This is a genomic window from Cellulosimicrobium marinum (assembly GCF_020551945.1).
GTDB lineage: Bacteria > Actinomycetota > Actinomycetes > Actinomycetales > Cellulomonadaceae > Cellulosimicrobium > Cellulosimicrobium marinum.
The window spans coordinates 131039-155692 of record NZ_JAJBZH010000005.1 but is presented as its reverse complement, the minus strand read 5'-3'; the positions used below and the strand labels follow the sequence as shown (position 1 = coordinate 155692).

Genomic DNA, 24654 nt, shown 5'->3' with positions numbered 1-24654 from the left:
CGGAACGGCACCAACCCCGTGCTCGGCCCGACCCCGTGCTCGCGTCGGGAACGCCGGACGGCGGCACCCCGTGAAGGAGCGCCGCCGTCCGGCGTGCTGCGGACCGCCCCCGTGGGGGCGGCGGATCACTTGCGCGTGTCGGAGTGGTCACCGATCTTGTGCACGAGGATCGAGTTGGTCGTCCCGGGCTGGCCCACGGGCGCGCCCGACACGACGACGACGAGGTCGCCCACCTCGGCGAGACCGTTGGCCTGGAGCGTCGTGTCGACCTGACCGACCATCGCGTCGGTGTTCTCCACCTCGGGCACCTGGTACGTCTGCGTGCCCCACGTGAGCGACAGGACGTTGCGCACGTGCTCGCGCGGCGTGAACGCCAGCAGCGGGATCGACGAGCGCAGGCGCGACATGCGGCGCGCCGAGTCGCCCGACTGCGTGAACGTCACGAGGTACTTCACGCCGAGGATCTCGCCGACCTCGGCCGCCGCCCGCGTGATCGCGCCACCGCGCGTGTGCGGGGTGGAGCCGAGGGGGGCGATGCGCTCGCGGCCCGCCTCCTCCGTCGCCTCGATGATCCGCGCCATCGTCTGGACGGTGACGATCGGGTAGTCGCCCACGCTCGTCTCGCCCGAGAGCATGACCGCGTCCGCGCCGTCGAGCACGGCGTTGGCGCAGTCGGACGCCTCGGCGCGCGTCGGCCGCGGGTTCGTCGTCATGGACTCGAGGACCTGCGTCGCCACGATGACCGGCTTGGCGTTGCGGCGCGCGAGCTCGACGATGCGCTTCTGCACGAGCGGGACCTGCTCGAGCGGGAGCTCGACCGCCAGGTCGCCACGGGCGACCATGACGCCGTCGAACGCGTCGACGATCTCGGCGAGGTTGTCGACGGCCTGCGGCTTCTCGATCTTGGCGACGACGGGGACGGTGCGCCCCTCCTCCTCCATGATCCGCTTGACGTCGTCGAAGTCCTTCGCGGACCGGACGAACGACAGGGCGATGAAGTCGGTGCCGAGACGCAGCGCCCAGCGCAGGTCCTCGGTGTCCTTGTCGGACAGCGCAGGCACGGAGACCGCGACGCCCGGGAGGTTCAGGCCCTTGTTGTTGGACACGGGGCCCGCGACCTCGACACGGGTCACGACGCGCGGCCCCTCGACCGCGGTGACGCGGACGAGCACCTTGCCGTCGTCGATGAGGATCGGGTCCCCGACACGGGCGTCGCCCGGCAGGCCCTTGTGCGTCGTGGAGACGAGCTCCTTGGTCCCGACGACGTCCTCGGTGGTGATGACGAACTCGTCGCCGACGTCCAGCCAGTGCTTCTCGTCGCCGCCGAACCGGCCCAGGCGGATCTTCGGGCCCTGCAGGTCGACGAGCACGGCGACGGAGCGGCCCGACGCCGCGGCCGCCTCGCGGACGCCGTGGTAGACGGCCTCGTGCTCCTCGGCGCTGCCGTGGCTCCGGTTGATGCGTGCGACGTCCATGCCGGCGTCGACGAGCGCACGGAGCTGCTCCTTCGACGCGGTCGCGGGTCCGATGGTGCAGACGATCTTTGCTCTGCGCATATCTCCAGCCTCTAGTCCTCCGACCGGCCGGGGCCGATCATCGTCGCGGGGTGCCCCTCCCAAGGATGCCCCGCTCATCGTCCCGACGCCGGACATCCGACGTCGGGGGTGCACGTCAGGCGCGCAGGGACACCGTGCTCGCGCGCACCGGCGCGGGCAGCTCCGTCCCTCCCTGCAGGTAGGCGTCGACGGACGCCGCCGCTGCGCGTCCCTCGGCGATCGCCCACACGATCAGCGACTGCCCCCGGCCGGCGTCCCCGGCCACGAACACGCCGGGCAGGTCCGACGCGAAGTCGTCGTCCCGCGCGACGAGCCCACGGCCCGTCAGCCCGGCCCCGGCCTGCGCGGTGAGCGATTCCGTCTCGGGCCCGGTGAAGCCCATGGCGACGAGCACGAGGTCCGCGGGGATCTCGCGCTCCGTCCCCTCCCGGGGCACGCGACGCCCGTCGGGCAGGTACTCGGTCTCGGCGACCCGCAGCGCACGCACGGTGCCCGACGCGTCGCCGACGAACTCCACGGTCGACGCGAGGTACTCGCGCTCGCCGCCCTCCTCGTGCGAGGACGACACCTCGAACAGGATCGGGTCCGTGGGCCACGGCTGGTTCGCCGCTCGCTCCAGCGGCGGCTGCTTGCCGATCGCCAGCGTCGTGACGCTCGCCGCGCCCTGGCGCAGCGACGTGCCGAGGCAGTCCGAGCCGGTGTCGCCGCCGCCGATGACGATGACGTGCTTGCCCTCCGCCGTGATCTGCTCGGGGACCTCGCGGCCGCCGACGACGGCGTTCGCCTGGTGCAGGAACTCCATCGCGAAGTGGATGCCGCCGAGCTCGCGCCCGGGGATCGACAGGTCGCGCGGGACCGTGGCGCCCGTCGCGACGACGACCGCGTCGTACCGAGCGCGCAGCTCGTCCCACGTGATGTCGACGCCGATCTCGACACCCGGCCGGAACCGGGTGCCCTCGGCCTCCATCTGGGCGATGCGCCGGTCGATGTGGACCTTCTCGAGCTTGAAGTCGGGGATGCCGTACCGCAGCAGGCCGCCGATCGCGTCGTCCCGCTCGTACACCGCGACGGTGTGCCCGGCACGGGTGAGCTGCTGGGCCGCGGCCAGACCGGCCGGCCCCGACCCGACGACCGCGACCGTCCACCCCGTCAGGCGCTGCGGCACCTGCGGGGTCACGTACCCGCGGGCGAACGCCTCGTCGATGATCGAGACCTCGACGTTCTTGATGGTCACCGCGGGCTGGTTGATGCCGAGCACGCAGCTCGACTCGCACGGCGCGGGGCACACGCGGCCCGTGAACTCCGGGAAGTTGTTCGTCGCGTGGAGCCGGTCGATCGCCTCGGCCCACTGCTCGCGGTACACGAGGTCGTTCCACTCGGGGATGAGGTTGCCGAGCGGGCAGCCCTGGTGGCAGAACGGGATGCCGCAGTCCATGCAGCGGCCCGCCTGCTCTTTGAGGAAGACCTGGCCGTCCTCGAGGTGGGCGTGCACGTCCTTCCAGTCCCGCAGGCGCACGGCCACCGGGCGGTTCGGCGGGAGCTCGCGCTCCCGCACCTTCAGAAAGCCACGGGGGTCAGCCACGGGCCACCTCCAGAATCTGGTCCCACACGCCGGGGGCCGCCGGGTCGAGACCCGAGGACTCGGCCTTCTCCAGCGCGGAGCGCATGCGCGCGAAGTCGGTCGGCAGCACGCGCGTGAAGCGTCGCGCCGCCGCGGGGAAGTCGGCGAGGAGCTCCGCCGCGAGCGGCGACCCGGTCTCCTCGTGGTGCCGCCGCACGAGCTGCTCGACGAGCTCCACCTCGGCGTCCTCGAGCGGGCCCAGGCCCAGCTCGCCCGTCGCGAGGGCGCTGCCGTTCACGGCCCCCTCGCGCAGGTCCAGGACGTACGCGGTCCCGCCGGACATGCCGGCGCCGAAGTTGCGGCCGGTCGGCCCGAGGACCAGCACCGTGCCGCCCGTCATGTACTCGCAGCCGTGGTCGCCCACGCCCTCCACGACGAGCGTCGCACCCGAGTTGCGCACGCCGAAGCGCTCGCCCACACGACCGCGCAGGAAGATCTCGCCCGACGTCGCGCCGTAGCCGATGACGTTGCCCGCCACCACGTTGCTCGACCCGGTGAGGACGGCGCTGCGGTCCGGGCGCACGACGATCCGCCCGCCCGAGAGCCCCTTGCCGACGTAGTCGTTCGCGTCGCCGAAGAGACGCAGGGTGACGCCGCGCGGCACGAACGCGCCGAACGACTGCCCGGCGGACCCCGTGAGGGTCACGTCGATCGTGTCGTCGGGCAGGCCCTCGCCGCGGTACCGCTTGGTCACCTCGTGGCCGAGCATCGTGCCGACGGTGCGGTTGACGTTGCGCACCGGCACCGAGATGCGGACCGGCTCGCGTCGCTCCAGGGCGTCGGCGGCGAGCGCGACGAGCTGGTTGTCCAGCGCCTTGTCGAGGCCGTGGTCCTGCGTCGTGGTGTTGCGCAGGGACGAGCCCTCGACGGGGACGGGACGCTCGAGGACCGGACCGAGGTCCAGGCCCTGCGCCTTCCAGTGGTCGACCGCCTGGCGGGTGTCGAGCATCTCGACGTGGCCGACGGCCTCCTCGACGCTCCGGAAGCCCAGGCGTGCAAGGTACTCGCGGACCTCCTCGGCGATGAACTCGAAGAAGTTCACGACGAACTCGGGCTTGCCGGTGAACCGCGAGCGCAGCTCCGGGTTCTGCGTCGCGACGCCGACGGGACAGGTGTCGAGGTGGCAGACGCGCATCATGACGCAGCCCGAGACCACCATGGGCGCGGTCGCGAAGCCGAACTCCTCCGCCCCGAGCAGCGCCGCCACGACCACGTCGCGGCCGGTCTTCATCTGACCGTCGACCTGCACGACGATGCGGTCGCGCAGGTTGTTGAGCACGAGCGTCTGCTGGGTCTCGGCGAGGCCGATCTCCCACGGGGTGCCCGCGTGCTTGAGCGAGGTCAGCGGGCTCGCGCCCGTGCCGCCGTCGTGCCCCGAGATGAGCACGACGTCCGCGTGCGCCTTGGACACGCCCGTCGCGACCGTGCCCACGCCGAACTCGGAGACGAGCTTGACGTGGATGCGTGCGGACGGGTTCGCGTTCTTCGCGTCGTGGATGAGCTGCGCGAGGTCCTCGATGGAGTAGATGTCGTGGTGCGGCGGCGGCGAGATGAGGCCGACGCCCGGCGTGGAGTGCCGGGTCTTCGCGACCCACGGGTACACCTTGTGCCCGGGGAGCTGACCGCCCTCGCCGGGCTTGGCGCCCTGGGCGAGCTTGATCTGGATGTCGTCCGCGTTCGTCAGGTACTCGCTCGTGACGCCGAAGCGGCCCGAGGCGATCTGCTTGACCTTGGAGCGCCGCTCGGGGTCGTACAGGCGCTCGGGGTCCTCGCCGCCCTCTCCCGTGTTCGAGCGTCCGCCGAGGCGGTTCATCGCGACGGCGAGCGTCTCGTGCGCCTCGGCCGAGATGGAGCCGTAGGACATCGCGCCGGTGTTGAACCGCTTGACGATCTCGCTCACCGGCTCGACCTCGTCGAGCGGCACGGCAGGGCGCTCGCCCTCGCGCAGCTCGAGGAGACCGCGCAGCGTCATGAGGCGCGACGACTGCTCGTCGACGCGTCCCGTGTACTGGCGGAAGATGTCGAACCGGCGCTCGCGCGTCGAGTGCTGCAGGCGGAACACGGTCTCCGGGTCGAAGAGGTGCTCCTCGCCGTCGCGGCGCCACTGGTACTCGCCGCCCGTGGTGAGGCGCACGTGCGCCTGGTGGTTGCCCGACGCCGGGTACGCCTCGGCGTGGCGCGCCGCGACCTCCGCCGCGATGACGTCGAGGCCGATACCGCCGAGCCGGGAGGTCGTGCCCGCGAAGTAGTCGCGCACGAGGTCGTGCGAGAGCCCGACGGCCTCGAACACCTGCGCACCGCGGTACGAGGAGATGGTCGAGATGCCCATCTTGCTCATGACCTTGAGCACGCCCTTGCCGAGCGCCTTGATGAGGTTCGCGACGGCCTTCTCCGGGGCGACCGCGAGGTGACCTCGCCGGGCGAGGTCCTCGACGGTCTCCATGGCGAGGTACGGGTTGACCGCGGCCGCGCCGTACCCGATGAGCAGCGCCACGTGGTGGGTCTCGCGCACGTCGCCGGCCTCGACGACGAGCGAGACCTGGGTCCGCGTGTGCCGGCGCAGCAGGTGGTGGTGCACCGCGCTCGACAGGAGCAGCGACGGGATCGGCGCGAGCTCGGAGTCGGAGTCGCGGTCCGACAGGACGATGAAGCTCGCCCCCGCCTCCACGTGCTGGTCGACCTCCGCGAAGATCTCCTCGAGGCGCGCGAGGAGCGCCTCTCCCCCTCCGGCGACGCGGTACAGGCCCTTGACCGTCACGGAGCGGAACACCCCGGCGAGGCTCGGGTCCTTGTCGACGCGGATGATCTTGGCGAGCTGGTCGTTGTCGAGCACCGGGAACGGCAGCACGAGCTTGCGCGCGTGGTCGGGGGTGTCGACGAGCAGGTTCGGCTCAGGCCCGATCGCGCCGCCGATCGAGGTGACGAGCTCCTCGCGGATCGCGTCGAGCGGCGGGTTCGTCACCTGGGCGAACATCTGGGTGAAGTAGTCGAACAGCAGGCGCGGGCGCTGCGAGAGCACCGCGACGGGCGTGTCCGTGCCCATGGCGCCCAGGGGCTCCGCCCCGGTGTTGCCCATGGGGCTGAGGATGACCTTGAGCTCTTCCTCGGTGTACCCGAACGCCCGCTGGCGGCGCTGCACCGACGCGGGGCTGTGCGCCACGTGCTCGCGCTCGGGGAGCTGGTCGAGGTAGACCGAGTTGTCCGCGACCCACTGCGCGTAGGGACGCTTCGCGGCGAGCTGCGCCTTGATCTCCTCGTCCTCGACGATCCGGCCCTGGCCGGTGTCGACGAGGAACATGCGGCCCGGCTCGAGGCGGCCCTTGCGGACGATGGTCGCCGGGTCGAGGTCGAGCACGCCCGCCTCGCTCGCGAGCACCACGAGGCCGTCCTCGGTGACCCAGTAGCGGCCCGGGCGCAGCCCGTTGCGGTCGAGCACGGCACCGATGAGCGTGCCGTCGGTGAAGTTCAGGCAGGCCGGCCCGTCCCAGGGCTCCATCAGCGTCGCGTGGTACTCGTAGAACGCGCGGAGGTCCGGGTCCATCTCGGCGTGGTTCTCCCACGCCTCCGGGATCATCATGAGCACGGCGTGCGGCAGCGGCCGCCCCGACAGGTGGAGCAGCTCGAGCACTTCGTCGAAGCTCGCCGAGTCGCTCGACCCGTCGGAGCAGACGGGCAGCAGCGGGGCGAGGTCACCCAGGGCGTCGCTCTCCAGCGTCCCCTCGCGCGCCGCCATCCAGTTGCGGTTGCCCCGCACGGTGTTGATCTCGCCGTTGTGCGCGATCATCCGGAACGGCTGCGCGAGCGGCCACGACGGGAACGTGTTCGTCGAGAAGCGCGAGTGCACGAGCGCGATCTCGCTCGCGTACCGCGGGTCGGACAGGTCCGGGAAGAACGGCTCGAGCTGCGCCGTCGTCAGCATGCCCTTGTACGTCAGGGTCCGTGCGGACAGCGACGCGAAGAACAGGCCCAGCTCGTTCTCTGCCCGCTTGCGCAGACGGTAGGCACGCCGGTCCAGGTCGAGACCCGAGAGCTCGCGCGCCGGGTCGGCGACGACGAGCTGCCGGAACGTCGGCATGGAGGCACGGGCCGACGGTCCGACGAGGTCGGCCGTGACGGGCACGTCGCGCCACGCGAGGACGTCGAGCTTCTCCTCGGCCGCGATGGCCTCGACCCCGCGCGCGGCCGCGGCCGCCGCCTCCCCGTCCTGGGGGAGGAACGCCATGCCGATGGCGTAGTGGCCGGCGGGCGGCAGCTCGGCGTCGACCACGTCGCGCACGAACGCGTCGGGGATCTGCGTGAGGATCCCGGCGCCGTCGCCACTGTTCTCCTCGGCGCCGACGGCGCCGCGGTGGTCGAGGTTGAGCAGGGCGGTCAGCCCCGCGTCAACGATGTCGCGCCCGGGCGTGCCGCGGAGCGTCGCCACGAAGGCGACGCCGCACGCGTCGTGCTCGGCGGCGGGGTCGTACAGACCGAGAGCCGTGGGAGGGGCGGTCAGGGCGCGAGCCCTGCCGGTCTCCCGATGCTGCGGCGTGGTCATCAACACCGTCCTCACAGGCGCCCGGCCGCGAGGCCGGGCTGTTTCCAGCTGGGGGGATTCGGGACGTCTTCGGCCCTACGGACATGACAGAACCCGCCGAGCGGTCGCTCAGCGGATTCGCCGTCGAACGACAGGGGCTCAGCGACCTGGGTCTGGTCGCGCGGCACCCGTCTCCTCGGACTCCTCCGCCGCGGCGGAGGTGCCCTTCTCGTCGTCGTCGTCGGTCGAACCCTCGACCGGCTCCTCGGACGCCGTGGTCGTCGTCTCCTCGGGTGACTCCACGAGGGACACCGATTCCTCGCGCCCCGGGTGGCGGCGCCCGACAACGATAAACGCTACCAACGCACCAAGACCGACGAGGATCGAGGTCCAGACGTTGAGCCGGAGGCCGAGGACGAGCTCCGCCTCGTCGATGCGCAACATCTCGATCCACACCCGACCGAGCGTGTAGACGAACACGTACAACCAGAATACCCGACCATGACCCAGGCGGAACCGACGGTCTACGTAGATCAGGAGCAGGGCAGCCCCGATGTTCCAGACCATCTCGTACAGGAACGTGGGGTGGAACAGCGTCCCGGGAGGATACCCGGCCGCCGCGGCGACGCTGTCGTCCACGCGCAGGCCCCACGGGAGCGTCGTCGGCGAGCCGAACAGCTCCTGGTTGAACCAGTTGCCGAGGCGACCGACGGCCTGCGCGAGCAGGAGCCCCGGCGCCAGGGCGTCGGCGAACGCGGGGAAGCTCACCTTCTGCCGGCGGCAGCCGATGTAGGCGCCGACCGCGCCGAGCGCGACCGCGCCCCAGATCCCGAGGCCACCCTCCCACACGTACAGGGCACGCACGGGGTCGCCGTCGGGCCCCCAGTACGGGTCCGGCGTCGAGAACACGTGGTAGATCCGCCCGCCGACGATGCCGAACGGCACCGCCCAGAACGCGATCTCGAGGACGTCGTCCGCCTCCCCGCCGCGGGCGACCCAACGTCGTCGGGTCAGCCAGAGCGCGACGGCGATCCCCGCGAGGATCGCGAGCGCGTAGGCGCGGACCGGGAAGGGACCGAGGTACCACGTGTGCTGGGGCGGGCTGGGGATCGCGGCAGGCAGCACGGCCGCGGCGTCCACGACCTGCGCGACGGCGAGGGCGGCGCTCATGCGACCACCTCGCCCGACGCGACACCGGCCGCGATCGAGGACGCGACGGACCGCAGCGCGGCCAGCCGCTCGCCCCACGGCGCGTCCGTGAGCAGCGGGCGCACGAACGCCGAGCCGACGATGACGCCGTCGGCGAACCGGGCGACCTGTGCCGCCTGCTCCGCGGTCGACACGCCGAGGCCCACGCACACGAACGACGCGCCCGCGGCGCGCGTGTCCGCGACGAGCTGCTCCGCGCGCGGGCCCACCTGCGTGCGCTCGCCCGTCACGCCCATGGTCGACGCGGCGTACACGAAGCCCCGCGAGGCGTTCACCGTGAGACGCAGCCGCTCGGGCGTCGAGCTCGGCGCGACGAGGAACACCCGGTCCAGGCCGTGGCGGTCCGCCGCCTCGACCCAGTCGCGCCCCTCGTCGGGGATGAGGTCGGGCGTGATGAGCCCCGCTCCCCCGGCCGCGGCGAGGTCGCGCGCGAACGCGTCGACGCCGTAGCGCAGCACCGGGTTCCAGTAGGTCATGACGAGCACCGGCACGCGGCCGTCGGTGTGCTCCGCGACCGCCGCGACGACTCCGAGGACGTCGGCCACGCGCAGCCCTGCGTCGATCGCGGTCTGCGCCGCGGCCTGGATGACGGGCCCGTCCATCACGGGGTCCGTGTACGGGATGCCGAGCTCGAGCACGTCGACACCGGAGTCGACGAGCGTGAGCGCGGCCTCGACCGACCGCTCGACCGTCGGGAACCCGACCGGGAGATAGCCGACGAGCGCGGCACGCCCCTCGGCCCGCACCTCGGCCAGCCGCTCCGCGGTGCGCGAGCGCACGGCGGCCGGTGGCCCGGCCGTCCCGGCGACGTCCTGCGCGTGGTTCACAGCTCTCCCTCCGTGCCCGTCGCCGTCTCGGCGATCGCGTCGTCGTCCACGAGGTCGAACCACCGAGCGGCGGTCGCGACGTCCTTGTCCCCCCGGCCGGAGAGGTTCACGAGCAGGACCTGGTCCGTCCGTCCGGCCGCGACGGCCTCCCGTCCGACCTTCAGCGCCCCGGCGAGCGCGTGCGCGGACTCGATCGCCGGGATGATGCCCTCCGTGCGGCACAGGAGCCGGAACGCTTCCATCGCCTCGTCGTCCGTCACCGGCCGGTACGTCGCCCGGCCGAGGTCGTGGAGCCACGAGTGCGCGGGCCCCACGCTGGGGTAGTCGAGCCCCGCCGAGACGGAGTGGCTCGGGAGCGTCTGGCCGTCGTCGTCCTGGAGCAGGTACGACCGCGCACCGTGCAGCACCCCGGGTGCCCCGCCGCTGAACCGCGCCGCGTGGCGGCCCGTCTCCACGCCCTCGCCCCCGGCCTCGAAGCCGTACAGCTCCACGCCGTCGTCGTCGAGGAAGGCGTTGAAGATCCCGAGCGCGTTCGACCCGCCGCCCACGCACGCGGCGACGGCGTCGGGGAGCCGACCCACACGGTCGAGGATCTGGGCCCGCGCCTCCTCGCCGATGACGCGGTGGAACTCGCGCACCATCTCCGGGAAGGGGTGCGGCCCGGTGACGGTGCCGAGCAGGTAGTGCGTGGACTCGACGTTCGCGACCCAGTCGCGCAACGCCTCGTTGATCGCGTCCTTGAGCGTGCGCTGGCCGATCGACACGGGGACGACCTCGGCGCCGAGGAGCCGCATCCGGGCGACGTTGAGCGCCTGGCGCCGCGTGTCCTCCTCGCCCATGTACACGACGCACTCGAGGTCCAGCAGGGCGGCGGCGGTGGCGGTGGCGACGCCGTGCTGGCCGGCACCGGTCTCGGCGATGACGCGCGTCTTGCCCATGCGCTTGACGAGGAGCGCCTGGCCGAGGACGTTGTTGATCTTGTGGGACCCCGTGTGGTTGAGGTCCTCGCGCTTGAGGAACACGCGGACGGCGCCCGGATCCCCGCCCATCTCGGCGGCGAAGCGCGGGACCTCCGTCAGCGGGCTCGGCCGCCCCGTGTACTCGCGCTGCAGACGCGCGAGCTCGCCCACGAAGGCCGGGTCGTCGAGCGCCTTGCGGTACTCGGTCTCCAGCTCGTCGAGCGCGGCGATGAGCGCCTCGGGGACGAACCGTCCGCCGAAGTCGCCGTAGTAGGGGCCCTCGTGGTTCGCGAGGGAGCGGGTCAGGTCGGCGCGCACGGAGCCGGGGACGGCACCGGCGGGCGCCGGCGGGCGGGGTGTCGAGTCGGGCACGGGGCCGGACCTCCTGCGTGGTGGGTGGGCGGGACCGGGGCGCGGGCGCGGCGGGGGGGGGGGGGGGGGGGAACGGGGGCGCGGCCCTGCGGTCGGCGGCTCGGGCCGGACCTCAGGGCCGCACGGACCACAGCGACGGGTGCGCCCCTGCCGCGACCAGGTCGGCCACGGACGCGCGCGGGGCGTCGTCGGTCACGAGCGCCTCGCCGACCAGGACGGCGTGCGCACCGGAGCGGGCGTAGTCCATGACGTCGTGGGGCCCGCGCACGCCGGACTCGGCGACGCGCACGACGTCGTCGGGGATCGCGGGCGCGAGCCGGGCGAAGGTCGTCCGGTCGACGTCGAGGGTCTTGAGGTCGCGCGAGTTCACCCCGACGACGCGTGCCCCCGCATCGAGCGCGCGCTCCACCTCGTCGAGGGTGTGCACCTCGACCAGCGCCGTCATGCCGAGCGAGTGGACCCGCTCGACGAGCGAGGTGAGCACGGTCTGCTCCAGGGCCGCGACGATGAGGAGCACGATGTCCGCGCCGTGGGCCCGGGCTTCCCACACCTGGTACGGCGTGACGACGAAGTCCTTGCGCAGCACCGGCACGTCCACACGGGCCCGGACCGCGTCGAGGTCGGCGAGGCTGCCGTTGAAGCGCCGCTGCTCGGTGAGGACGGAGATCGCGGACGCGCCGCCCTTCTCGTACTCGCCCGCGAGCTCGGCGGGGTCGGCGATCGACGCCAGCGCCCCCTTGCTCGGGCTGGAGCGCTTCACCTCGGCGATGACCGCCACGGCGTCCTCGGCCTTGAGGCGGCTCACGCACTCGAGCGCACCGGGCACCCGCGCCGCGCGCTCCTTCAGCTCGTCCAGCGAGGTCGCCGCCTGGCGCACCGCGAGATCCTCGCGTACGCCCGCGACGATGTCGTCCAGAACCGTCATCGCCCCATCACACTCCCCGTGCTCGTCCCCTCGGCTCCGTCGTCGGTGGTCCGGGCCGTGACCATCCACACGATGATCATCCACAGGTTCTGGCCCCGACCGTTGACACGGAGGTTCCTGCCATCGTAGGGCCGTGCTCGCGTGACCTTGACCACGGCCCACCTCACGAGACGGGGCGAGCCCTCCTGCGGCTCATCCGGCGGCGGGCCCCAGCCACGCCTCGAGGACCGGCACGTTGCGCAGCACGCCGAAGGCGACGAGCACCACGAGCGCGGTCCACGCGACCGTCGGTGACACCCTCGGCGAGAGGAGCGGCCCCGGCCTGCCGCGCCACGCCCGGACGAGCCACGCGCCCCACAGGACCACGAGGACCGGCGCGACGAGCACCCAGAGCGGGTTCATCGACCACGCGCCCGCGAGGTCCAGGTGGACCATGTCGTACGTCGCGCGCAGGCCCCCGCACCCCGGGCACGCCAGGCCCGTCAGCGCGAGGAGCGGGCACGTGAGGAAGCCACCCGGGCGGTGCGGGTCGGTCAGCGCGACGTAGAGGACCGCCGCGACGACGACGGCACCCGTCACGACCGGCGCCGTGGCACCGCGCAGCCCGCGCGGCACGACCGCTGCCGTGCCCGCAGGGGTGCCCGGGTGCGTCACGGCCGCGAGCGTCAGCGGCGGACGGTCTTCTGGCCGTACCCCATGTTGCGGAGCACGACCCCGACGACGAGGCTCGCGGCGACGACGCCCATGCCGACCCAGAAGAGCCAGACCGCGGCGATCACCACGCCGACGGCCGCGACGAGCGTCCCCAGGATGATCCCGATCATCGTCGTCCACGCGGCGACGGTGTGACCGTGGTTGGTGGGCGGCGCGGCGGGCGGCAGGTACGCGATCTCGGTCTTCTGGTTCTCGGCCATGAGGGTGGTGCCTTTCGTCATGATGTGCGCCCAGACTATCCGACCTCGGAGGGGCGGTCAGCGGGACGTGTCGGTCGGGTCCTCGCCACGCGAGAGGGCGTCCCAGGCGTCGTGGTCGCTCAGCGCGGCGTCCTGCGTCGCCGCACCGGGCCCCTCGTCACCGGAGGCTCCGGCGGAGGCTGCTGCGGGCGCCGCGGAGGCGTCGCGCTCGTGCCGCGTCGAGGCGCTCGTCCAGCCCCGGGCGGCGACCGCGACCCCTGCCACGACGAGCACGGTCAGCACGCCGAGGACGACGGCGGCCCAGGGCGCGGGCGTGAGCGTCACCGGGGCGGTGAGCTCGGTCACGCCCGTCGCGTCCGCGACGGCGGACCGGGCCGACGTCTCCGGGTCGAGGGCGACACCGAGCGCGGAGGCCGTCGTGACGACGCCGCTGGCCGCGGCGACGGCGAGCACGACCCACCGCCCGACCCGGCCCACGAGGCCGAGCGCGAGGGCGGCCGCGACGAGGACGAGGGCGGCCGCCCCGACGCCCGGGGCCGCGGTCGTGCCGCTCACCGCGACGTCCACGACGGGCTCGAGCGCGGTCGCGCCCGTCGTCGTCGACCACGTGACGGCGGACACGGCGAGCGTCGCGCCGCCGAGGAGCAGGAGGACCCAGATCGCCGCGCGGCGCGACGGCCCGCGCGACGTCATGCGAGGCTCCGCAGCCCGGCCGCCACCTGGACCGCCCGGACCGCCGCGGCGGCCTTGTTGCGCGACTCGGCGTACTCCAGGGCGGGCACCGAGTCGGCGACGATCCCGCCGCCCGCCTGGACGCTCGCGCGCCCGTCGCGGACGAGCGCGGTCCGGATCGCGATCGCCATGTCCATGTCGCCCGCGAAGTCGAAGTAACCGGCGGTGCCGCCGTAGATCCCGCGACGCGCGGGCTCGAGCTCGTCGATGAGCGCGATCGCACGCGGCTTGGGCGCACCGGAGAGCGTCCCGGCGGGGAACGTCGCACGGAACGCGTCGAGCGCGCTCGCGCCGTCCCGCAGCGTCCCGACGACGGTCGAGCACAGGTGCATGATGTGGCTGAAGCGCTTGGTCGCCATGAACTCGACGACCTCGACGGACGTCGGCTCGCACACCTTCACGAGGTCGTTGCGCGAGAGGTCGACGAGCATGATGTGCTCGGCGCGCTCCTTCGGGTCGGCGAGGAGCTCCTCCCCCAGCGCGACGTCCTCCTCCGGCGTCGCCCCGCGCGGGCGCGAGCCCGCGATGGGGAACGTCACGACGCGACCGGCGGTGACCTTGACGAGCGTCTCCGGGCTCGACCCGACGACGGCGAAGTCGCGTCCGTCCGCGTCGGTGAGCTGGAAGTAGTACATGTACGGGCTGGGGTTGATGGTGCGCAGCGCGCGGTAGACGTCGAGGGGCTCGGCCGGGCAGTCGAGGTCGAGGCGCTGCGACAGCACGACCTGGAACACCTCGCCCTCGCGGATCGCGTCCTTGCCCGCGACGACGGACGCCTCGAACTCCTCGCGCGTCGACCGGAACTCGAGCTCGGGCTCCGGCTCCCCCGACGCGACCGACACCACGGAGGACATCCCGGACGCGAGGCGCGCCTGCATCGCATCGAGGCGCGCGACGGCGTCCGCGTACGCCTCGTCGACCCGCTCGTCCGTGCCGTCGACGTTGATCGCGTTGGCGACGAGCCAGACGCTGCCCTCGCGGTGGTCGACCGCCGCGAGGTCCGTGGCGAGGCAGAGCGTGAGCTCGGGGACGCCCAGCTCGTCGGGAGCAGCGGCGGGAAGCGTGGGCTCCCAGTGCCGGATCACGTCCCACCCGATCGCCCCGGCGAGACCGCCGGTCAGGGGCGGCAGGCCGTCGACCGGCGGGGTGCGCAGCGCCTCGAGCGTCGCCTCGAGCACGTCGACGACGTCGCCCTCGGTCGGGATGCCCACCGGGACGTCGCCGGACCAGACGGCGCGGCCGTCGCGGGACGTGAGCGTCGCGAGCGACGACGCGCCGACGAACGACCAGCGCCCCCAGGTGCCGTCCGACTCCGCGGACTCCAGGACGAAGGTGCCCGGCCGGCCCTGCGCGAGGCTGCGGTACAGGCCGACGGGCGTGACGTCGTCGGCCAGCAGGCGACGCACCACGGGCACGACGCGCCGCGACGACGCCAGTGCGCGGAAGCCGTCCACCGCGGGCCACGTCTCGCCCCAGGCGGGTCCTCCCTGCGGGACGGTCGTGGGCTCCGTGGTGCCGGTCGCGGTCACTGGTCCTCCTCCTCGGGGTCGGTCGCGGGCGCGTCGGGGGTCCCGGGGGCACCGGGCAGCGCGCCGACCACGGCGCCGAGGTCGCCCCCGGCCTCGAAGCACGTGCGGGTGCCGGTGTGGCACGCGGCGCCCACCTGGTCCACGCGCACGAGCAGGGCGTCACCGTCGCAGTCGAGCGCGACGGACCGCACGACCTGGACGTGCCCGGACGTGTCGCCCTTGCGCCAGTACTCCTGCCGGGACCGGCTCCAGAACGTCACGCGCCCGCTCGTCAGGGTGCGGTGCAGGGCCTCGTCGTCCATCCAGCCCAGCATGAGCACGTCACCGGTGTCGTGCTGCTGGACGATCGCGGCGACGAGACCGGCGTCGTCGCGCTTGAGGCGCGACGCGACGGCAGGGTCGAGGGACGGGGCCGGCGCGGGGAGGGTCGTGTCGTCGGGCACCCGAGAATCCTGCCAGACGCCGCGGGGCACCGGGCGCCACGTCTCGCCGCCCGGGCGTGGTCCGGCGCTCACCGCGTCTGCGCGACCCACGCGTCGTGCATGCGGGCGTAGACGCCGCCCGCGCGCACCAGGGTGTCGTGGTGGCCCACCTCGACGACGTGGCCCGCATCGACCACGACGACGAGGTCGGCCGCCTCGGCCGTCGAGAGGCGGTGCGCGATCGTGATCGTCGAGCGGCCGGCGGTCAGCGACGCGAGGGCACGGGCGATGCGGACCTCCGTCGCCGGGTCGACGGCGGAGGTCGCCTCGTCGAGCACGAGCAGGTCCGCCTCGGCGAGGTAGGCACGCAGCAGCGCGACGAGCTGTCGCTCGCCGGCCGACAACGACTCCCCGCGCTGGCCCACGGCGGAGTCCAGTCCGTCGGGCAGGTCCGCGACCCAGTCCACCAGGCCGAGCCGGTCGACGGCGGCCTCGATCCGCGCGCGCTCGGGCGTGCCCGGCCCGGGGTCGCCGACCTCGCCGCGCAGCCCGTAGGCGACGTTCTCGGCGAGGGTGCCGTCGAAGAGGAACCCCTCCTGCGGCACGAGGACGACGCGCTCGCGCAGGCTCGCGCCCCGGATCTCGCGCAGGTCGACGTCGTCGAGCAGCACGCGGCCCGCCGTGGGGTCCATGAGCCGCGTGACGAGCTTCGCGATCGTCGTCTTGCCCGATCCGGTCGCGCCGACGACCGCGACGGACGCGCGCGCGGGCAGGTCGAGGTCGACGCCGTGCAGCACCTCCGGCCCGTCCGGGTAGGCGAACCGCACGCCCTCCAGGCGCACGTGCGCCGGGCCGCGCGGGCTCGTCGTGCCGGCGTCCCCCGGGTCGACGACCTCGACGGGCGTCTCGAGCACCGCGAGCACGCGGCGCCAGCCGGCGACGGCGTTCTGCAGCTCGTTGAGGATCTCCGTCGCCATCTGGACGGGGCCGGTGAAGAGCTGGACGAGGAACAGGAACGCGAGGAGTCGGCCCACGGAGATGTCCCCCGCGACGCCGAGCAGGGAGCCGACCACGACGACGACGGCGAGCACGAGGTTCGCGACGAGGACGCCGCTCGAGAACACGACGGCGACGAGCTTCTGCGCGCGCACCATGGCCCGCCGCGTCCCGTCGACGGCGGCGTCGATGCGTCGCGCGGTGCGCGCGCCCACGCCGTAGGCACGGATCGTCTCGGCGCCGACGACGGACTCGGAGATCGCGCCGAGCATCGCGCCGACGCGCGCCCGCACGGTCGTGTACGCCTCGTTGACGCGCCGCTGGGCGGGTCGCAGCACGAGGAAGAGCGGCACGAAGCACGCCCACACGACGAGCGTGAGCTGCCACGAGTAGATCGCCATGAGCACGGTCGCCGCACCGATCTGCAGCACGGAGACGAGCAGCATGATGCCGCCCCACTGCACGAACAGCGAGATGGTGTCGACGTCGCTCGTCACGCGCGAGACGAGCGAGCCGCGGCGCTCGGTGCTCTGGGTGAGCACCGACAGGTCGTGGACGTGGCGGAACGCGCGCACGCGCAGGTTCGCCAGGCCGGCCTCCGTCGAGCGGAACAGGCGGACGTTGACGAACGCCGAGCACAGCCCCGCGACCACGAGGACCGCGGCCGCCGCGCCCACGAGCAGCGCGACGCGGCCCGTGTCCGGGCCGCCGTCCGCGAGCACGCCGGTGTCGATGGTCTGCTGGACGGCGACCGGCACGACGATGCGTCCGAGCGCGGCCGCGACCGCGAGCCCGAGCGTGACCCACAGGCCGTCGAGGATCTGCGGCGAGACCTGCACGCCGCGGCGCAGGGTCGCGAGCACGCCCAGCGTGCTCGCCGAGGCGATGCGCGCCTCCGTGGTCGTGGTGCTCACTCCTCCAGCGCCCCTGCCTCGGCCCGACGGGCCAGGTCGTCCGCTTCCTCGTCCTCGCGCCGGTCGACCTCGTCGTCCGGCACCTCCGCGGTCGCGTCGGCGTCCCGCGCCTCGCGCCTGCGGATCTCGTCGTCCGTCGCGTCCTGCTCGTCGGCCGCGCGCCGCTCCGCCTCGCGCGCGTACGCCGTCGCCAGGGCCCGGTAGCCGGGGTCGCGCGCGAGCAGCGCGTCGTGCGTCCCGACGTCGACCACGCGGCCGGACTCGACGTGCACGACGACGTCCGCGAGCGCCACGCTCGCCATGCGGTAGGCGACCATGACGACCGTCGGCCGGTCCGCCCTCTCGTGCCGCAGCCCGGCGAGGATCTGCTGCTCGACGCGCGGGTCGACGGCCGACGTCGCGTCGTCCAGCACGAGCAGGCGGGGGCGGCGGACGAGGGCGCGGGCGATCGCGAGGCGTTGACGCTGGCCGCCGGACAGGTTCGCACCCCGCTCGCCCAGCGGGGCGTCGAGACCGTCGGGCAGGCGCTCGACGACGTCGGCGACGCGCGCGAGGCGCAGCGCGTCCCACACCCGGTCGTCGTCCGGCCCGTCGCCGTCGTCGGCGAGGGTGACGTTCGCGCGCACGGTGTCCTCGAACACGAACGCCTGCTGCGCGACGAGCGCCACCTGGGCCGTGAGGTCGGCCTCGCGCACGTCGCGCACGTCGGTCCCGTCGAGGGTCACGCGGCCGCGGGTCGGGTCGGACAGGCGGGCGAGGAGGGAGACGAGCGTCGTCTTGCCGGCTCCGGTCGAGCCGACGACCGCGACGGTGGACCCGGGCGCGAGGTCGAGGTCGACGTCGTGCAGGAGGGTCACGGCACGGCCTGCGGCGCGCACGTCGACGCCCACGCCCTCGAGGCGGACGCGCACGCCCCCGGTGCCGGGGAGCGGTCCCGTGCCGGGAGCCAGCACGCCGCCCGCGTCCACGACCCGGCTGATGCGCTCGTACCCGACGAGACCGCGGGGCAGCTCGCCGAGGACCCAGCCGAACGCCCGCACGGGCACGGCCATGATCGTGAGGAGGTAGGCCGCGGTGACGATGTCGCCGGCCTCGAGGCCGCCGGCGGCGAGGCGCACGGTCCCGACGCCGAGCACGAGGAGCGTGCCGAGCGAGGGCAGGAGCTCGATGACGGGGTCGAAGAACGCGCGCACGACGCCGACCCGCACGTTCGCGGCGCGCAGCGCGTCGGTGCGCTCGGCGAACCGGCGCTCCTCCCGGTCCGCGGTGCCGAGCGACGTCACGAGGAGGGCGGCCTCGAAGCTCTCGTGCGCGACGTCCGCGACCTCGGCGCGCAGCTGCTGCGCACGCGTGACCGCCGGGGACATGTAGCGCTGGAACACGACGTTGACCGCGACGGCGACCGGGATGACGAGAAGCGCGGCGCACGCGAGCCACACGTCGACCCGGAAGAGCATGACCGCGGCGACCCCGATCATCACCACGACGCCGAGCGCGAACGGCAGCGGGTTGAACACGCCCGTGGCGGCCTCGACGTCGGAGCTGGCGTTCGACAGGAGCTGGCCCGCGGGGTGGGACCTGTGCCAGGACATCGGCAGCCGCAGGTACTGGCGGGTCACGGCCGTGCGGTGCCGGGCCTGCAGGGCCGCGTACCCGTTGCCGGCGAAGATGCGGCGCGCGGCGACGCTCGCCGCCAGGGTGACCGCGATGCCCGCGAGGACGAGACCGGCTACCCCGATGCGGCCGCGCGCGACCTCGTCGCCCGCGAGGGCCGGCACCACGACCTCGTCGGTGACCGTCCCGATCGCCCGGCTCACCCCGACGGTCAGGGCGCCGAAGAGCGCGGACGAGCCGATCGCGAGGACGTAGGTGCGCCACTCGTCGCGCAGCCCGCGCCCCATGAGGGCGAGGGATCGGCGGACGCGCGAGCCGGTCAGCGCGTGTGCTCGGCGGACGTGCGGCTCGGCGGGGAGGGTGTCGGGAGAGGGCGGGGAGGGCTGGGCGTCGGCACCGGTCGGGCGCGTCGTGCTGCCGGGCACGGGACGTACCTCGTCTTTCGTCGGGATGCGACGATCTTCTCACAGGCGACCCACGCCTCCGGGGCCTACCGGACCGTGACGTCGGCCTCCCACAGGGCGCCCTTGACCTCGCCGACGGTGAGGGTGCCGAAGTGGAACACGCTCGCCGCGAGGACCGCGTCGGCGCCGGTGCGCGCGGCGTCGACGAAGTGCCCCGGGGTGCCCGCGCCGCCGCTCGCGACGAGCGGCACCCGCACCTCGCGGCGCACCGTCGAGAGCATCTCCAGGTCGAACCCGGCGGTCGTGCCGTCCGCGTCCATGGAGTTGAGCAGGATCTCGCCCGCACCGAGCTCCGCGGCTCGCACCGCCCACCCGACGGCGTCGATGCCGGTCCCGCGCCGCCCGCCGTGCGTCGTCACCTCGTACCCCGACTCCGTGCGGGTGTCGCCCGTCGTACGCCGCGCGTCCACGGACAGGACCAGCACCTGGCTGCCGAACCGGTCCGCGATCTCCGCCACGAGCTCGGGGCGGGCGATCGCCGCCGTGTTCACCCCGACCTTGTCGGCACCGGCGCGCAGGAGCCGGTCGACGTCGTCGACCGTGCGCACCCCGCCGCCGACGGTGAGAGGGACGAACACCTGCTCCGCCGTGCGCCGCACCACGTCGTAGGTGGTCTCCCGGTTGCCCGACGACGCCGAGACGTCGAGGAACGTCAGCTCGTCGGCGCCCTCGCTGTCGTACCGGGCGGCGAGCTCGACCGGGTCCCCCGCGTCCCGCAGGTTCTCGAAGTTCACGCCCTTGACGACGCGGCCCGCGTCGACGTCGAGGCACGGGATCACACGGATCGCGACGGTCATGGGTTCTCTCCTTCGTCGGCCGGCGCGTCGCCGGTCTGGTCCGGTGCGGCGTCGTCGGCACCCCCCGCCGCCTCCTCGGCGGACACGGGGAAGTGCGCGTCGAGGACGTCGACGACGTAGACGAGCGTCTCCTCCGCGAGCGGGTTCGCGGTCCCCTCGTACCCCAGCTCGGGCGGGACGACGAGCAGCACCTGGCTGCCCACCGACTGCTCGAGCAGGCCCTGCTCCCAGCCCTCGACGACCTCGCCGATCCCGATCATCACCGACGACGGGGCGGCGTCGTCGGCCCACGAGGAGTCGACCACCGCCCCGTCCGACCAGCGCACGCCCGTGTACCGGACGGTGACGACCTGCCCGGCCTCCACCTGGGCGCCGGAGCCTCGGACCAGCGTGCGGACGCCGAGGTCGGTCGGCGGGGGCGTGTCGGCGGGGACGGTGATCGTCGGGGCGCCGTCCTCCGCGAGCTCGACGGTGGGGACGCCGTCCGCGTCGGGCGGCGCGACGACCTCCCCGTCCGCGCGCGTCGGCAGGACGTCGGCGACCAGGACCACCGGGACGCCGTCGTCCTCCTCGACGAGAAGGAGGCGCGCGCCCACGCGCTGCCCCCGCAGGAGGTCCGCGAGCTCCGTCCCCACGGACTCGTCCGTGAGGCGGAGCCACTGGGGGGCGTCGGCGTACGTGTTCTGCAGCACGGTCCCGGCGGCGGCGTCCTCCGCGTAGAGGTTGAGCAGGAGCGGGCCGTCGTCCTCCAGCACGCGGCCCGTGCCCGGCCACACGACCTCGGTACGCGTCTCTGGCACGTCGAGGGGCTCGTCGTACACGAGCGCGGGAGGCGCACCCGCCGACCCGGTCACCTCCAGCTCGGTGTTCAGCGGCGTCGGGGGCACGTCCTCCGGCTCTCGGCACGCACCGAGCACGAGCGCGAGCACGACGGACAGGAGCGCCGCGACACCGCGCAGCAGCCGTGCACGACGAGGGAGCGGCCGCGCGGTCCCCACGGGGGGTCCGGCGGCCGTGACGGGCACGGTCCTCACATCACGCCCCGCACGTCACATCGACTCGATGAGGCGGTCCACGCGCTCGTCCACGCTGCGGAACGGGTCCTTGCACAGCACGGTGCGCTGCGCCTGGTCGTTGAGCTTGAGGTGCACCCAGTCGACCGTGTAGTCGCGGCGCGCCTCCTGCGCGGCGCGCACGAAGTCGCCGCGGAGCTTCGCCCGCGTCGTCTGGGGCGGGACGGCCGTCGACTCGAACACCTCGAGGTCCGTCGTGACCCGCTCGACCATGCCGCGGGCCGCGAGCAGGTTGTACAGCCCCTCGGTCCGCGAGATGTCGTGGTACGCGAGGTCGAGACGCGCGACCCGCGGGTCGTCGAGCTCCAGGCCGTGCTTGGCCTGGTACCGCTGGATCAGGCGGTACTTGATGACCCAGTCCAGCTCGCGGTCGACGAGCGACAGGTCGCCCGTCTCCAGGGCGCGCAGCCCCCGCTCCCACAGGTCGAGCACCTGCTTGACGACCGGCGTCGGCGAGACGTCGGACTCCACGAACTCCTTGACCCGCTGCAGGTACTCGCCCTGCAGGTCGATCGCGGTCACGGTGCGCCCGCTCGCGAGCTGCACCGGGTGCTTGCCCGTCATGTCGTGGCTGATCTCGCGGATCGACCGGATCGGGTTCTCCAGCGCGAGGTCACGGATCGGCAGGCCCGCCTCGACCATCCGCAGGATGAGGTCCGTCGAGCCGACCTTGAGCATCGTCGTGGTCTCCGCCATCGACGAGTCCCCGACGATGACGTGCAGGCGCCGGTAGCTCTCCGCGTCCGCGTGCGGCTCGTCGCGCGTGTTGATGATCGGCCGCGACCGGGTCGTCGCGCTCGACACCGCCTCCCAGATGTGGTCGGCGCGCTGCGACAGGCAGTACACGGCCCCGCGCGGCGTCATGAGCACCTTGCCCGCGCCCGTGAGGACCTGCCGCGTGATGAGGAACGGGACCAGGACGTCGGACAGGCGCGAGAAGTCGCCCTGCCGCCGCACGAGGTAGTTCTCGTGGCACCCGTAGGAGTTGCCCGCCGAGTCCGTGTTGTTCTTGAACAGGTGGATGCGCCCCGGGAGCCCCTCGTGCTCCAGGCGCTGCTGGGCGTCCGCGACGAGCCCCTCGAGGATGCGCTCGCCCCCGCGGTCGTACGCGACGAGCTGGCGCACGTCGTCGCACTCCGCGGTCGCGTACTCCGGGTGCGACCCGACGTCGAGGTACAGCCGGGACCCGTTGCGCAGGAAGACGTTCGACGACCGCCCCCACGCGACGACCTTGCGGAACAGGTAGCGCGCCACCTCGTCCGCCGACAGCCCGCGGCCGTCGTCGGCGGCGCACGTCACGCCGTACTCGGTCTCCAGACCGAATATCCTGCGGTCCATCCCCTACCCCCCGGTCCCGGCGGCGCCCGACGTGCCCAGGAGCTCGTCGAGGACGGTGCCCGACAGTCGGCGGAACGCCCGCCGCGGCCGCGTCCGGTCGAGGACCGCGACCTCCAGCTCGTTCGCCGGGATCTCGCGCACCTCCTCGCCGTCACCGCCCGTACCGAGCGCGCGCACCGCGAGCGCCAGCACCTCGCCGAGCCCGAGGCCCGGCTCCCAGCCCTCGGCGAGCACGCCGCCGAGCTGCTCCGAGCGCCCGCCCATGACCACGTAGCCCTGCTCGTCCGCGACGGACCCGTCGTAGGAGATGCGGTAGATCTGGTCCTGCGCCGATGTCGGGCCCACCTCGGCCACGACGATCTCGACCTCCAACGGCTTCGACTCGGTGGTGAACACCGTGCCCAGGGTCTGGGCGTACGCGTTCGCGAGGCCGCGCGCGTTCACGTCGGTACGGTCGTAGGAGTACCCGCGCAGGTCCGCGTACCGCACCCCCGCGACGCGCAGGTTCTCGAACTCGTTGTACTTGCCCACCGCGGCGAACGCGATCCGGTCGTAGATCTCGGAGATCTTGTGCAGCGCGCGCGACGGGTTCTCCGTGGCGAACGCGATCCCGTCGTCGAACGCGAGCACCACGACGGAACGGCCGCGCGCGATGCCCTTGCGCGCGAAGTCCGCCCGGTCCTTCATGAGCTGCTCGGGCGAGACGTAGAACGGCATCGTCATGCGGGTCCACCTCCCTGCTCGGCGTGCGCGTCCCGGCGCCGCGCGACGACGTCCTCGACCACGGCAGCGAGGACGTCGTCCTCGACCCGCTCGTACCCGGCGCTCGTCACGACCGCGACCACCGGCCAGATGCGGCGGACCGTGTCCGGCCCGCCCGTCGCGGAGTCGTCGTCCGCGGCGTCGTACAGCGCCTCGACCGCGACCCGCACCACCGCGTCCCGGTCCAGGCCCGGACGCCACAGCTTCTTCAGCGCACCGCGCGCGAACGCCGAGCCCGACCCCACGCTGTGGTGGTCGCGCTCCTCGTACCGGCCGCCGGTGACGTCGTAGGAGAAGAGGCGTCCCTGCCCGCGGTCCAGGTCGAACCCGGCGAACAACGGCACCACGGCCAGGCCCTGCATCGCCAGGCCCAGGTTCTGCCGGATCATCGTCGACAGGCGGTTCGCCTTGCCGTCGAGCGACAGCAGCGTGCCCTCGATCTTCTCGTAGTGCTCCAGCTCGAGCTGGAAGAGCCGCACCAGCTCGACCGCGATCCCCGCCGTGCCGGCGATGCCGACCGCGGAGAACTCGTCCGCCGGGAACACCTTCTCGATCTCCCGGTGCGCGATCATCGAGCCCATCGTCGCGCGCCGGTCACCGGCCATGACGACGCCGCCAGCGCCGTCGGGACCGAACACGGCCGAGACGATCGTCGTGGCGTGCGGCGCGTCCGGGGCGCCACCGCCCGCCGCGGCGAGCCGCGACGGCAGCAGGTCCGGCGCGTGCCCGCCGAGGAAGTCGAGGAACGACGACGACCCCGGCGTCGTGAAGGCGTCGGGCAGCCGTCCGGGCATGTGGGTGCTCATCAGCGGTCGGCCACCCTTCCTACTCGCCGCCCTTCTGCACGAAGCCCCGGACGAAGGACTCCGCGTTCGTCTCCAGCACCTCGTCGATCTCCTCGAGGAGGGCGTCCACCTCGGCGTCCCGCGCCTGCGCCTGACCGCCCGTCGGGACCGCCGGGACGTCCGGCTCGTCGTCCGGACGTCGGTCCTCGTGCGACGCGTGGGTGCGTTCCGTACCCGCCATGGTTGCCTCCTCGTCCGCCGGCGCGCCGGCGCTCGTCACGACCCGCCGCGGCCCGTGGCCCCGGACGGTTCCTGCTCGCACGCGACGC

General features: G+C 73.6%; 20 protein-coding genes. All 20 read right to left on the bottom strand.

Features of this window, described 5'->3' with window-relative positions; all coding sequences use genetic code 11:
* Nucleotides 1-125 precede the first annotated feature (125 nt).
* The 20 genes from pyk to LGQ04_RS12440 all read right to left on the bottom strand — a co-directional run bounded on the left by pyk (nucleotide 126) and on the right by LGQ04_RS12440 (nucleotide 24566).
* On the bottom strand, nucleotides 126-1556 hold the full coding sequence (gene pyk, locus LGQ04_RS12535) for a pyruvate kinase (protein WP_229244153.1): 1431 nt from the start codon (nucleotides 1554-1556) through the stop codon (nucleotides 126-128).
* A 115-nt stretch (nucleotides 1557-1671) separates the two neighbouring features.
* A complete protein-coding gene (locus LGQ04_RS12530; protein WP_229244151.1) occupies nucleotides 1672-3138 on the bottom strand; it encodes a glutamate synthase subunit beta in 1467 nt (488 codons plus the stop codon).
* Nucleotides 3131-7714: a glutamate synthase large subunit gene (gene gltB / locus LGQ04_RS12525; protein ID WP_229244149.1), complete on the bottom strand. Its 4584-nt coding sequence runs from the start codon at nucleotides 7712-7714 to the stop codon at nucleotides 3131-3133. Before gltB ends, LGQ04_RS12530 begins: the two co-directional genes overlap by 8 nt.
* Nucleotides 7715-7852: 138 nt before the next feature.
* Nucleotides 7853-8863, bottom strand: a complete 1011-nt coding sequence (lgt, locus tag LGQ04_RS12520; protein ID WP_229244147.1) for a prolipoprotein diacylglyceryl transferase — start codon at nucleotides 8861-8863, stop codon at nucleotides 7853-7855.
* Nucleotides 8860-9729, bottom strand: coding sequence for a tryptophan synthase subunit alpha (gene trpA / locus LGQ04_RS12515; RefSeq protein WP_372470061.1), 870 nt, complete (start codon nucleotides 9727-9729; stop codon nucleotides 8860-8862). Before trpA ends, lgt begins: the two co-directional genes overlap by 4 nt.
* Nucleotides 9726-10994, bottom strand: a complete 1269-nt coding sequence (gene trpB, locus LGQ04_RS12510) for a tryptophan synthase subunit beta (RefSeq protein ID WP_229244512.1) — start codon at nucleotides 10992-10994, stop codon at nucleotides 9726-9728. The genes trpA and trpB overlap by 4 nt, the downstream gene beginning before the upstream one ends.
* A gap of 178 nt (nucleotides 10995-11172) precedes the next feature.
* Entirely contained in the window at nucleotides 11173-11985 is an 813-nt protein-coding gene (trpC, locus tag LGQ04_RS12505) for an indole-3-glycerol phosphate synthase TrpC (RefSeq protein WP_229244139.1), read from the bottom strand.
* A gap of 192 nt (nucleotides 11986-12177) precedes the next feature.
* On the bottom strand, nucleotides 12178-12639 hold the full coding sequence (locus LGQ04_RS12500) for a DUF2752 domain-containing protein (RefSeq protein WP_229244137.1): 462 nt from the start codon (nucleotides 12637-12639) through the stop codon (nucleotides 12178-12180).
* An 11-nt stretch (nucleotides 12640-12650) separates the two neighbouring features.
* Nucleotides 12651-12920, bottom strand: coding sequence for an HGxxPAAW family protein (locus tag LGQ04_RS12495; protein WP_229244134.1), 270 nt, complete (start codon nucleotides 12918-12920; stop codon nucleotides 12651-12653).
* Nucleotides 12921-12956: 36 nt separating this feature from the next.
* Nucleotides 12957-13592, bottom strand: a complete 636-nt coding sequence (locus tag LGQ04_RS12490; RefSeq protein ID WP_229244132.1) for a Trp biosynthesis-associated membrane protein — start codon at nucleotides 13590-13592, stop codon at nucleotides 12957-12959.
* The gene (locus LGQ04_RS12485) at nucleotides 13589-15160 is read right to left on the bottom strand and encodes an anthranilate synthase component I (protein ID WP_229244130.1); all 1572 of its coding nucleotides are present in this window, start codon (nucleotides 15158-15160) and stop codon (nucleotides 13589-13591) included. Before LGQ04_RS12485 ends, LGQ04_RS12490 begins: the two co-directional genes overlap by 4 nt.
* Complete coding sequence (gene hisI, locus LGQ04_RS12480) at nucleotides 15157-15603, bottom strand: phosphoribosyl-AMP cyclohydrolase (RefSeq protein ID WP_229244128.1); 447 nt, start codon at nucleotides 15601-15603, stop codon at nucleotides 15157-15159. The genes LGQ04_RS12485 and hisI overlap by 4 nt, the downstream gene beginning before the upstream one ends.
* A gap of 68 nt (nucleotides 15604-15671) precedes the next feature.
* On the bottom strand, nucleotides 15672-17492 hold the full coding sequence (locus LGQ04_RS12475) for an ABC transporter ATP-binding protein (RefSeq protein ID WP_229244126.1): 1821 nt from the start codon (nucleotides 17490-17492) through the stop codon (nucleotides 15672-15674).
* Nucleotides 17489-19393, bottom strand: a complete 1905-nt coding sequence (locus tag LGQ04_RS12470; RefSeq protein ID WP_229244511.1) for an ABC transporter ATP-binding protein — start codon at nucleotides 19391-19393, stop codon at nucleotides 17489-17491. The genes LGQ04_RS12475 and LGQ04_RS12470 overlap by 4 nt, the downstream gene beginning before the upstream one ends.
* Before the next feature lie 203 nt (nucleotides 19394-19596).
* Nucleotides 19597-20367, bottom strand: a complete 771-nt coding sequence (gene hisF / locus LGQ04_RS12465) for an imidazole glycerol phosphate synthase subunit HisF (RefSeq protein WP_229244125.1) — start codon at nucleotides 20365-20367, stop codon at nucleotides 19597-19599.
* The gene (locus LGQ04_RS12460) at nucleotides 20364-21392 is read right to left on the bottom strand and encodes an FKBP-type peptidyl-prolyl cis-trans isomerase (protein WP_229244120.1); all 1029 of its coding nucleotides are present in this window, start codon (nucleotides 21390-21392) and stop codon (nucleotides 20364-20366) included. The genes hisF and LGQ04_RS12460 overlap by 4 nt, the downstream gene beginning before the upstream one ends.
* Nucleotides 21393-21416: 24 nt before the next feature.
* A complete protein-coding gene (pafA, locus tag LGQ04_RS12455) occupies nucleotides 21417-22778 on the bottom strand; it encodes a Pup--protein ligase (RefSeq protein WP_229244118.1) in 1362 nt (453 codons plus the stop codon).
* Nucleotides 22779-22781: 3 nt separating this feature from the next.
* A complete protein-coding gene (gene prcA, locus LGQ04_RS12450) occupies nucleotides 22782-23501 on the bottom strand; it encodes a proteasome subunit alpha (protein ID WP_229244109.1) in 720 nt (239 codons plus the stop codon).
* Nucleotides 23498-24346, bottom strand: coding sequence for a proteasome subunit beta (gene prcB / locus LGQ04_RS12445; RefSeq protein WP_229244106.1), 849 nt, complete (start codon nucleotides 24344-24346; stop codon nucleotides 23498-23500). The genes prcA and prcB overlap by 4 nt, the downstream gene beginning before the upstream one ends.
* Before the next feature lie 19 nt (nucleotides 24347-24365).
* The gene (locus LGQ04_RS12440; RefSeq protein ID WP_229244099.1) at nucleotides 24366-24566 is read right to left on the bottom strand and encodes a ubiquitin-like protein Pup; all 201 of its coding nucleotides are present in this window, start codon (nucleotides 24564-24566) and stop codon (nucleotides 24366-24368) included.
* Between the last annotated feature and the right edge of the window lie 88 nt (nucleotides 24567-24654).